General features: G+C 63.0%; 9 protein-coding genes and 1 pseudogene. 6 read left to right on the top strand and 4 right to left on the bottom strand.

All coding sequences use genetic code 11. The annotated features are described in order from the left end of the window. The first annotated feature begins 70 nt into the window (after positions 1-70). The 3 genes from ACW9I6_RS26260 to feaR all read left to right on the top strand — a co-directional run bounded on the left by ACW9I6_RS26260 (position 71) and on the right by feaR (position 2,839). Positions 71-811: an SDR family NAD(P)-dependent oxidoreductase gene (locus tag ACW9I6_RS26260; RefSeq protein ID WP_003208858.1), complete on the top strand. Its 741-nt coding sequence runs from the start codon at positions 71-73 to the stop codon at positions 809-811. A gap of 96 nt (positions 812-907) precedes the next feature. Further along, complete coding sequence (locus tag ACW9I6_RS26265) at positions 908-1,858, top strand: PDR/VanB family oxidoreductase (protein WP_219406927.1); 951 nt, start codon at positions 908-910, stop codon at positions 1,856-1,858. 60 nt (positions 1,859-1,918) lie between these two features. Next, positions 1,919-2,839, top strand: coding sequence for a transcriptional regulator FeaR (gene feaR, locus ACW9I6_RS26270; RefSeq protein WP_023658728.1), 921 nt, complete (start codon positions 1,919-1,921; stop codon positions 2,837-2,839). A 147-nt stretch (positions 2,840-2,986) separates the two neighbouring features. On the opposite strand, the gene ACW9I6_RS26275 is transcribed toward feaR, so the two are convergent. Then, the gene (locus ACW9I6_RS26275; RefSeq protein WP_102368721.1) at positions 2,987-3,592 is read right to left on the bottom strand and encodes a response regulator transcription factor; all 606 of its coding nucleotides are present in this window, start codon (positions 3,590-3,592) and stop codon (positions 2,987-2,989) included. A gap of 219 nt (positions 3,593-3,811) precedes the next feature. On the opposite strand from ACW9I6_RS26275, the gene hpaC reads away from it, so the two are divergent. Then, complete coding sequence (gene hpaC / locus ACW9I6_RS26280; protein ID WP_003212611.1) at positions 3,812-4,324, top strand: 4-hydroxyphenylacetate 3-monooxygenase, reductase component; 513 nt, start codon at positions 3,812-3,814, stop codon at positions 4,322-4,324. Positions 4,325-4,454: 130 nt separating this feature from the next. Here hpaC and ACW9I6_RS26285 read toward each other — a convergent pair whose 3' ends face one another. The 3 genes and pseudogenes from ACW9I6_RS26285 to ACW9I6_RS26295 all read right to left on the bottom strand — a co-directional run bounded on the left by ACW9I6_RS26285 (position 4,455) and on the right by ACW9I6_RS26295 (position 7,972). Further along, positions 4,455-5,255, bottom strand: a complete 801-nt coding sequence (locus ACW9I6_RS26285) for a methyl-accepting chemotaxis protein (protein WP_457340016.1) — start codon at positions 5,253-5,255, stop codon at positions 4,455-4,457. 54 nt (positions 5,256-5,309) lie between these two features. Further along, positions 5,310-6,596 (bottom strand): annotated as a pseudogene (locus ACW9I6_RS26290) (HAMP domain-containing protein); the annotation flags it as partial. A 53-nt stretch (positions 6,597-6,649) separates the two neighbouring features. Next, positions 6,650-7,972, bottom strand: coding sequence for an alginate export family protein (locus tag ACW9I6_RS26295; protein ID WP_178911807.1), 1,323 nt, complete (start codon positions 7,970-7,972; stop codon positions 6,650-6,652). A 226-nt stretch (positions 7,973-8,198) separates the two neighbouring features. Here ACW9I6_RS26295 and ACW9I6_RS26300 point away from each other — a divergent pair, with 226 nt between their 5' ends. After that, positions 8,199-8,588 (top strand): c-type cytochrome, encoded by a 390-nt coding sequence (locus tag ACW9I6_RS26300; RefSeq protein WP_008431083.1) that lies wholly within the window; start codon positions 8,199-8,201, stop codon positions 8,586-8,588. A 13-nt stretch (positions 8,589-8,601) separates the two neighbouring features. After that, positions 8,602-10,092 (top strand): aldehyde dehydrogenase family protein, encoded by a 1,491-nt coding sequence (locus tag ACW9I6_RS26305; protein WP_177082046.1) that lies wholly within the window; start codon positions 8,602-8,604, stop codon positions 10,090-10,092. Positions 10,093-10,212: the final 120 nt, after the last annotated feature.

The following is a 10,212-nucleotide window of genomic DNA, read 5'->3' on the forward strand; positions in this document are numbered from 1 at the left end:
CCACATGCATTGACTGACACACCGCATTCGCGAGCAAGCCCGCTCCCACAGTTGAGATGAGGACATCCTGATGAACCGAATCGCGCTTGTAACCGGCGCCTCCCGTGGCCTCGGCGAATGCATCGCCCGGCGCCTGCACGCCGCAGGCTACCGCGTGGGCCTGGCGGATGTGCACCTGGACGGCGTGCAGCGCCTGGCCTCTGAACTCGACAACCGCGGCGAAACCGCCGTCGCCATCGAGCTGGACGTGCGCAACAAGGCCGATTTTATTCGCGCCCGGGACCTGCTCAGCGAGCGCTGGGGCGGCACCGATATCCTGGTGAACAACGCCGGGGTGTCGAAAGTTGCGGCGCTGATGGACATCACACCCGAGGAATTCGACGAATCGATGGCGATCAACCTGCGGGGCACGTTCGTGGCCTGCCAGGTGTTTGGTGCGCATTTCGCCGAACGAGGGTTCGGGCGCATCGTCAATATCGCCTCCCTCGCCGGGCAAAACGGCGGAACTGCCACTGGCGCGCATTACGCCGCGGCCAAGGGCGGCGTGGCTACGCTGACCAAGGTCTTCGCCCGTGAACTGGCGCCCCGGGGCGTGACGGTCAACAGCATTTCGCCAGGCCCGCTTGATTTGCCGGTGGTGCGCGAAACCGTGGCGCCGGAGCGCCTGGAGCAGATCCTCAAGATTATCCCGACGGGCACCCTCGGCGACCCGCACACCATCGCCGACACCGTGCTGCTGTTGATCGCCGACCACGCCGCCTCGATCACGGGCGCGTGCTGGGACATCAACGGCGGGCTGTTCATGCGCTAGTCACCCCCGAAGTGGGCCTGCTGCGCAGTCCAGCGGGAGCAAGCTCCCTCGCCACAGGTTAGCGTTCAACCGAAACAACAGGATTCAGGTGCTGCAATGATGAAGGTGAAGATCGAACGCATCGTCGATGAAGCGCTGGATATCCGTTCCTTTCGCCTCGTGCGCAGTGACGGCCAGCCCCTCGACAGTTATGAACCCGGGGCCCATGTGGACCTCACCGGGCCAACCGGCGTCACTCGCCAGTATTCGCTGTGCAGCCCGCCCCACGATGGCCGCGCGTACCTGGTGGCGGTGAAGAAAGAGGCGCAATCCCGTGGCGGCTCCCTGGCCCTGCATGAGCAGGTGCAGGAGGGCATGGAGCTGGAGATGGGTGCTCCGCGCAACCTGTTCCGCCTCGACCCGGAGGCGCCGGCCCATGCGCTGTTTGCCGCCGGTATCGGGGTGACGCCGCTGTTGAGCATGGCCTATCGACTGGCCGACAGCGGCCAGCCGTGGCGCCTGAACTATTTTGCACGTTCGGCGCAGTACGCGGCGTTTACCCAGCTGTTGGCCGATACATTCGGCGAGCATGTGCAGTTTCACTATGGCGTCGAGCCGGGCGCGCTGGATGCGGCCTTGAGCGCCTGCCTGGAGCAGGCGGGCGCGGCTGCCCACGTCTACACCTGCGGCCCCGCACCGTTCATGCACAAGGTGGTGGAAGTGGCGGCCCGCAGCCGTCCCGAGGAAGCGATCCACCTGGAGCACTTCCAGGCCGACCCAGCGGCGAATGTCGGGCCCAGCGGTGGTTTCGAAGTGGAGCTGGCCAGCTCCGGCGTGGTGCTGCAAGTACCGGCGAATACCAGCCTGGTGGACGTATTGCAGGCCCACGGTTGCGACATCGACACCGAGTGCCGCGAAGGCATCTGCGGCACCTGCATTGTCGAGGTGCTGGAAGGCGTGCCCGAGCACCGTGACAATTGCCTGTCGACCAAGGAGAAGGCCGCCAACCGGCAGATTTGCGCGTGTGTTTCCCGGGCGGTTTCCGCTCGTCTGGTATTGGATATTTGATCGGCGCTACCCGTAAGATTGCTGGGACCAAAAAAATAAAAAACGTGAGGCCTTGCGGTCATGATGAGTTCAACGGTGCAACGTAACGAATCGTTCGAGCGTTGGTTGCAGCAGGTTAACCAGGCCTGTGGACGCTTCGATGCCCGCGCCCTGGGCGCGGGGTTTTATGGGGAATTGAGCGAGTTTCGCAGCGGCGCGATCAAGCTCAGCGTGGTCGATATGGCCCAGGTGCATCTGTATCGCAGCAGCAAGGAAGTCAGTACGGGCAATGAAGGGCACTACTACGCGGTGTTCCAGTTGCAGGGCAGCGCACAGCTGGAACAGGGCGACAACCGTGCGCAACTGGGCTGCGGTGACATCGCCCTGATCGACGCCTGCCGCCCCAGTGACATGACCTACCACGACAACTCCCGGCAATTGTCGCTGATCCTGCCGCGCCAGGTGGTGGAGCGCGGTTCGCACTTCACGGCGGTCAACTGCGCGACGCGGATCTCGGCGCGCACGCCGTTGGCGCTGATGGCCAGCCAGATGGTGCTCGACACCCGCCAGCAAAACGACCTGGGCATGCAGGAAAGCGAAGCCGTGCTGGATGCATTGGTCAGCCTGCTGCTGCCGGGGATCAGCGCCCGGGACAACGGTGTGGACACCCAGGAACGGCAGTTTCGCAAGACCATCGCCTACATCGATGCGCACATCGGCGCCGAAGAACTCTGCCCCGAGCTGATCGCCCGGGAAGTCGGAGTGTCGGTGCGCGGGCTGTACCGGATGTTTTCCAAGCGCGGGCTGGTGGTGGCGCAATACATCAAGCACCGACGCCTGGATTTCTGCGCCGAAACCCTGCGCCATTCGCCGGCGGAGCAGAAGCTGTCGGCACTCTGTTATGCCTGGGGCTTCTCCGACTCCAGCTACTTCTCATCGGCGTTCAAGTCGCGCTTCGGCGTGTCACCGGGCGAGTACCGCAAGCGCTATAGCCATCATTGATGCGTGCCGCTCCCGAACCTGGAATGCATTTTCCTGTGGGAGCCGGGCTTGCCCGCGATGCAGGCCACTCGGTCTGACAGGTACACCGCCGCGATCCCTTTGCAGCCTCGCCAAGGCTCGACAGCTCCCACATTCAATCATCGCGCCCTAGGGATACAACACCTCGCGGACCAGCATGGCGATGCTGGTCACGCCCATCTTTTCCTTGATCTTGGTGCGGTGCACGTCAACGGTCTTCACGCTGATGTTCAGCTCGCGGGCAATCACCTTGCTCGCCTTGCCGTCCACCACCAGCATCAACACTTCTCGCTCCCGGCTCGTCAGCAGCGCCAGCTTGCCTTGCAGGTGCTCGCGCTGTTCCTGGTCGGCCTGGGCCTGTACAGCGGTCTTCAGAGCGGCCTGGATGCGGTCGATCATCTGTTGCGGGTTGTAGGGCTTCTCGACGAAATCCAGCGCGCCGTTTTTCATTGCGGTGACCGACATCGGTATGTCGCCGTGGGCCGACACGAAGATGGTCGGCAAGGTACTGCCGCGCCGGTTGAGGATCTCCTGCAACTGGAAGCCGCTGGTCTGCGGCATGCGCACGTCCAGCACCAGGCAGGCGGGCTGGCGCGGGTCGTAGTGCGCAAGGAACTCTTCGGCCCCGGCGAAACATTGGGCCTTTATGCTGACCGACTCCAGCAGCCAGGCCAGCGAGGTACGCAGGTCTTTGTCGTCATCAACGATGTAAACAATAGGTGTGCGAATTTCCATCAGGGACTGCCACGAGAATTTCTAATTGTTGTTTTCGCACGCGGGCACGCTGCGGCGGACATTGGCTCATCTGTGGAGCCTTGCCAGCAGAATACCCAGTGTGAACGGCCCTGACGATAAAGAAACCACCTAGTCGGCATGGGGATCGTCTGAATGGTCGCGCCGCACGGGGCGTCTTAGTCTTGTGGCATCACCCACGGACCGTAAAGGGGCACCGACATGGCCGACCTGAGCCAGCAGCAAATCGACTTTCGCAACGCCATGGCGCAACTGCCGGCCGCGGTGAACATCATCACCACCAACGGCCCGGGCGGGCGTTGCGGGATCACGGCGAGTGCGGTGTGCTCGGTGACGGATTCGCCCCCCACGGTGTTGGTGTGCGTGAACCGCGGGAGTGCGACCCATGATGTGTTCCGTACCAATGGGCAGCTGTGCGTGAACGTGCTGTGCGGGGAGCAGGAAGAGCTGGCGCGGCACTTTGCCGGGATGACCCAGGTGCCCATGGCGGAGCGGTTTGCCTGGGACCTGTGGGACGGAGGCGAGGCGGGGGTACCGGTGCTGCGGGATGCGCTGGTGCAACTGGAAGGGCGTATCAGTGAGTGCAAGGAGGTAGGGTCGCATTCGGTGATGTTCGTGGAGTTGTCGCGGGTTGGGGTGCGGGGGCAGGGCGACAGCCTGGTGTACTTCAACCGGCTGTTTCACCGGATTGAGCATGCTGGCGCCCATTGCTGAAGGTTCAGAAGATCAAATGTGGGAGCGGGCTTGCTCGCGAAGGCGGTGTATCAGAAACCTATTCAGTGGCTGACACTCTGTCTTCGCGAGCAAGCCCGCTCCCACATGGGGCCTGCGGGGCAGTTGTTGGTCAGATGCGAAAGCTGCCCACCAGCTGATTCAAGCGTTCCGCTTCACGCTCAAGCTCGGTACAGGCCTGCAGCGTCGACTGCAGGTTTTCCACCCCGGCCTGGTTCAGCATATTGATCTCGGTAATGTCCACATTCAGCGCTTCCACCACCGACGTCTGTTCCTCGGTCGCCGCCGCCACCGACTGGTTGACGTTATCAATCTCGCCAATCCTCTGCGTCACGCTGGCCAGCCGCGTACCCGCCAGGTTGGCGATGCTCACGCTTTCCTCGCTGTGCTGCTGACTCTCGGTCATGGTGCTGACGGATTCCCGTGCGCCCACCTGCAGCTCTTCGATCATCTGCTGAATCTCCAGCGCCGACTCCTGGGTGCGATAGGCCAGGCTGCGCACCTCATCGGCCACCACCGCAAACCCGCGCCCGGCCTCACCGGCCCGGGCCGCTTCAATGGCGGCGTTCAGTGCCAGCAGATTGGTCTGCTGGGAGATGCCCTTGATCACCTCCAGGATTTGCCCGATGTTCACCGTCTTGTGATTCAGCGCATCGATGTGCACGCACGAGGCGCTGATCTTGCCCGACAGTTCATTCATCACGGCAATCGTGCGCTCCACCACCTGGCGCCCGTCCTCAGCCTGTTGCCGGGCGCCGGAGGCTTGCTGCGAAGCGTCGGAGGCATTACGGGCGATTTCCTGGGCGGCGGCGCCCAGTTCGTTGATCGCCGCCGCGACACTGTTGGTGCGGGTCGCCTGTTCATCGAAGTTGTTCAGCGAGGAATTCGAGGCCAGCAGCACCCGCTTGACCACCTGGTTGACCCCGAGCCCCGCTGAAGATACTTCGCGGATCGACTGGTGGATACGTTCGACAAAACGGTTGAAGGCGCTGGCCAACTGGCCGATCTCGTCCCGGGATTGCACCTCCAGCCGCCGCGTCAGGTCGCCTTCGCCCCGGGAAATGTCCTCCATCACCCGGGTCAGGGTTTGCAGCGGCCGGGTGATGCGCAGCGCGGCGTACCAGATCAACAGCAGGCCGAGCAGGGCCGAGCCGCCACCCAGCAGCAGTTCCAGGGCGGTGCTTTTCACCCCTTGGGCATCGAGTTGCTGTTGCAGCGCAGTGACCGGCGCCAGCAGCACCGACTGCGGCACGCCCACCAGAACGCCCCACGGTTCGGCACCGGCAATCGGTGCCAGCGGTTCGAGTAGCTTGATTTGCTGTTGATCGACAAAGGTTTGCGGTTGCCCCTGGCGCAACGCGTCCAGTACCTGGGCGCCATCGTGCATGACTTCGCTGATCGGCTGCCCGAGGCGGCTGGCGTCCTCGCTGTAGGCGGAAATCACGCCTTTGGGGCTGACGATGCTGACTTGCCCGTGGCCGTCGAACAGTTGCCCGGCGCTGGTATGGCTGGCCTGTTGCAAGGCCGCCAGGTTGATGTCCAGGCCAATCACCGCGATCACCTTGCCGTGCTCCATCAGCGGGAACGCAATGCTGGTCACCAGCTTGCGGCTGCCGGAAGCCTCGTCGAAATACGGCTCCAGCACACAGGCCCTGGCGGTGTCGCGGGCGCAGGTGTAGAAGGCGTTGTACGGCGCGCCGCTGGGGCCGGGCGAGGTATTGGCCAGCAGCGCTTCGTCGCCGACTACCGCTGTCAGTTCACCCGGGGTGGCCTGCACCCAGTATTGGGCGAAGCGCCCGGCCTCGTTGCTGCCGACGGCGGCCTGGTCGACGAAGTGGGCATCGTCACCGTCCAGGGCATTGGCTTCGAAAATGACGTAAATCCCGAGCAGGTCGGGCTTGTCGACCAGGGCCTGACGCAGCTGGGTATTCAGCTCCTGGCGCAACTCTGGGCGGGTCAGTTTGCCCTGTTGTTGCAGTTGCCGCAGGTACAGCACATAACGCGACAAGCCCTGGCCGTATTCATGGGTTTGCATGAAGGTGCGTTGCACCTGCATGGCCTGAACTTGCCCCAGGGCCTGCATGTGTTCCTTGGCGGCGGCAGCGAGCATGTCGCTGCTGGCCTGGGCCACGTGCTGGCTGCTCTGGTGGGTCTGGTACAGCGACAGGCTCATCAGCAGGCCGACCACCAATAACAGGCAGAGGCCGGCGAGCAGGGCGATCTTGCTCTGGATCGTGAGGAATTTCGTGTGCATTGCGAAGGCCTTGGCCAGGCGGGGCGATGGCGGCGCCACCGCCCCGGCCGGGCTTAGAAGTTAGTGGCGAACACCACTTGGCTGTAGAGGTTTTTATCGTGATTACCCAGCTGCGTGCCGCCTTGCTCGGCGCTCTTGTCCGGCTGGTACAGGCCGATCAGCGGCATCACCGTCAGGTGGTCGTTGACGTGCCATTCGGCGTACAGGTCCAGCTCGTGGCCGTCGTTGTTGCCGAGGTTGCGGTCGATGGTCTTGAAGTCGAACAACACCGCGCCGACGTTGAGGTTCTGCAGGGGCGAAACCTTGAACGTGACGTTCTGGATGCGTGAGTTGTTGTTGAACGGCCCGGCGTAGTTGCCCGCCACTTCACCCTGGAACCAGGTGCCGTAGCCACGGCTGAAACCGTAGAACAGCGGGTCGAAGCCTTCCGAGAAGCGGCTGTAGCGGTAGCTCACATACGGCGTCCAGGTCACGTCGGAGAAGGTCCAGCCAGCTTCCAGGTACCAGGCGTCTTCGTTGCCGGTGTGGGGCTTGTCCTGCCAGGCGTATTCGCCGGACAGGAACAGGTTGGTCACCCCGGCATTGCCCGTGGCCCGCAGGCTGTAGGTCTTCATGCCATCGCGTTCCAGCTGCGTGGGGGAGGCGTACTGCTTGTCGACGTCGGTGGTATCGATGTACGTCAGCCCCACGGTGCCTTCGGCGGCCACGTGTTCGAGGGTGGCGACGTACATCTCGGTCTTGGCCTGGGCACGGTTATCGGACTTGAGCCACATCAGGTCGCTGCGCCAGCCTTCCTTGCCGCCCAGGCGCAACACGGCGGTTTCGTCGAAGGCCTTGCGGGCGGCGATGTAGTAGCCGCCGCCGCGATTGAGGTCGCCATCGGCCACGCCCTTGCCGAAGTTCAGCGCGTCGCCGTCAATCAGGAAACCGTCGCCGACCACGATGTTCTGGCGGCCGAAGGACAGGTCCACGCCATTCTCGCCCAGGGCCTCAAACAACTTGCCCGAGCGCCAGCCGAGGTAGGCGTCTTCGAATTGGGTGGTGCGCTCCGAACCGTCGCTGAAACCTGCGGCATCGCCGTCGCCCCAGGTGCCGGAACTCAGCAGGTTGGCCGCACCGTAGGTGGTGCCGGCGCCGCTGAAGCTTTTGTCGAAGCTCAGGCCGTACTTCACGTAGCCCTCGCGCCAGGACGAGGAGCCCTTGGCCAGGCGGCCGGATTGACTGTAGTTCTGCTGGCTGTGGAAGGCACCGAATACCGCTTCCAGCGTGGCGTTCAGATGACTGCTGTCATCGGCGTACAGCTCATAAGCGCCGGCCGGGTTGGCGCCGATCATCAGCGCGAGGGTTGAGAGACGAAGCAAGGGGGACTTGAGCATGGTGTGGCATCCATTCTTGTTCATGACCACAGGGTTGGGGTCTGCCGCGATACTAATGCTGGCGAAGTGACGTGCCTTTTGTCTGGTTGCCAAAGACTTGACTGTGCTTGCCAGAATCCACGGTTTGGCAGCCCGGCCAATACGACTGGCACGCAGGGCAAAACCCGAGCGACCTTGAGCCCTGACAATCGTCGGCAACTTCGATGATTTCCAAGGTCGTTTTTCTATGTTCACTGCACACAGATTTTCCCTGGCCGGCCTGCTGTCGCTGGTCCTGGCCCACAGCGCATTCGCCGCTGAATGCGGCCCTGACCAGAGCCGTGGCGCCCAGGTTTTCGCCAACGAATGCAGCGTGTGCCATGCGGTGGCGAAGGGCGGCGCGACAATGATGGGGCCAAACCTGGCGGGCGTTTACGGGCGTAAATCCGGCTCCCTGGCGGGCTTCAGCTACTCCCAGGCGATGCGTGACAAAAACGTCGAGTGGCAAGCCGAGACCATCGCGCAATTCATCACCCAACCCCAGGCGTTTGTGCCCGGCACCTACATGCCCTACATGGGCCTGGCTTCGGCCGACGATCGCCAAGCGGTCGCCTGCTTTCTCAAAGAACAGCATTGAATACAGGTGAATCATGAGCAACGTTGAAATCCTGCCGCAGGTGGCTGCATTCCTGGACCGTCGTCATGGCTGCTTTATCGATGGCCAGTGGGTATTTGCCGAGGGCGAACGCATCAAGGTGGTCAACCCGGCCACCGGGCAAACCCTGTGCGAAACCCTCGACGCGCCGCTGCACGTGGTGGAGCAGGCGGTGCAGTCGTCCCATGCGGCGTTCAAGTCCCGCGTGTGGTCGGGATTGCGCCCGGCCGACCGTGAGCGGATTTTGCTGAACTTCACCGCATTGGTTGAGGCCCATGCCGAGGAGCTGGCGCAGCTGGAAACCCTGAGCCAGGGCAAGTCGATCAACCTGGCGCGGGGGCTGGATCTGAACGCCACGGTGGAGTTCATGCGCTACATGTCGGGTTGGGCGACCAAGATTGAAGGGCAGACCTTTGACGTGTCGATCCCTTTGCCGCCGGGGGCCAGGTTTACTGCGTTCACCAAGCGCGAGCCAGTGGGCGTGGTGGTGGGCATCGTGCCGTGGAATTTCCCGCTGCTGATTGCGGCCTGGAAATTGATGCCGGCGCTGGCGACCGGGTGCACGGTGATCATCAAGCCGGCGATGGAAACGCCGCTGACGGCGATGCGCCTGGCGGAGCTGGCGCTGGAGGCGGGGATTCCGGCGGGGGTGTTCAACGTGGTGACCGGCGGCGGGGCCTCGGTGGGGGGCGTTCTGACTGCTCATCCGTTGGTGAGCAAGGTGTCGTTTACCGGTTCGACTGCGGTGGGCAAGAGCGTGGGGGTGGCGTGCATGGAGAACATGACGCGGTTTGCCCTGGAGTTGGGGGGCAAGAATCCGATGATCGTGTTGGCGGATGCGGATATTGATAAGGCGATCCAGGGGGCGATCCTGGGTGGGTTGCTGAACAACGGACAGGTGTGTGCGGCGGCTTCGCGCTTTTATGTGCATCGTTCGGTGTATGACCGGTTTGTCGAGGGGTTGGCGGCTGCGGTGTCGGCGATGCCGTTGGGGGCGGGGATGGATGGTGAGGCGGCGATTAATCCGTTGGTGTCGCGCAAGCAGCAGCAAGGGGTACTGCGCCATATCGAGCAGGCCCGGGCTGAAGGGGCGCGGGTGGTGATCGGTGGGGATGAGGTTGCGGGTGAGGGTTTTTATGTGCGGCCGACGATTTTGGCGGATATCGATCATGGGATGGCGGTGGCCCGGGAGGAGGTGTTTGGGCCGGTGTTGGGGGTGATGGCGTTTGATGATGAGGATGCGGTGATTGAGTTGGCCAATGACAATCGGTATGGGTTGGCGGCCAGTCTTTGGACCAATGATCTGGGTAAGGCGATGAACCTGGTGCCGCGGATCGAGGCGGGGACTGTTTGGGTGAATGCGCATGTGTTGCTGGACCCGGCGATGCCGTTTGGCGGGGTGAAGCAATCGGGGATGGGGCGGGAGTTTGGGCGGGCGGTGATTGAGGCTTATACCGAGCTGAAGTCGGTGTGTATTGCGCATTGATTGGGGGCATATCCGTTATTTAGGTCATGGTTGCTTATGGTTTCGCTCTTACAGCGAGTCACTTTGCGGCAAAGTAACCAAAGCGCTCTGCCCCGCCTGTCGGCGCCTCGCCTAGGCTCG

The organism is Pseudomonas sp. SDO5522_S412 (assembly GCF_054071215.1).

Bases quoted from the DNA above. Each gene is read 5' to 3' on its own strand.
- ACW9I6_RS26305 (WP_177082046.1), top strand. From the start codon at position 8,602: ATGAGCAACGTTGAAATCCTGCCGCAGGTGGCTGCATTCCTGGACCGT.
- hpaC (WP_003212611.1), top strand. From the start codon at position 3,812: ATGGCCGACCTGAGCCAGCAGCAAATCGACTTTCGCAACGCCATGGCG.
- ACW9I6_RS26295 (WP_178911807.1), bottom strand. From the start codon at position 7,972: ATGCTCAAGTCCCCCTTGCTTCGTCTCTCAACCCTCGCGCTGATGATC.
- ACW9I6_RS26300 (WP_008431083.1), top strand. From the start codon at position 8,199: ATGTTCACTGCACACAGATTTTCCCTGGCCGGCCTGCTGTCGCTGGTC.
- feaR (WP_023658728.1), top strand. From the start codon at position 1,919: ATGATGAGTTCAACGGTGCAACGTAACGAATCGTTCGAGCGTTGGTTG.
- ACW9I6_RS26275 (WP_102368721.1), bottom strand. From the start codon at position 3,592: ATGGAAATTCGCACACCTATTGTTTACATCGTTGATGACGACAAAGAC.
- ACW9I6_RS26265 (WP_219406927.1), top strand. From the start codon at position 908: ATGATGAAGGTGAAGATCGAACGCATCGTCGATGAAGCGCTGGATATC.
- ACW9I6_RS26260 (WP_003208858.1), top strand. From the start codon at position 71: ATGAACCGAATCGCGCTTGTAACCGGCGCCTCCCGTGGCCTCGGCGAA.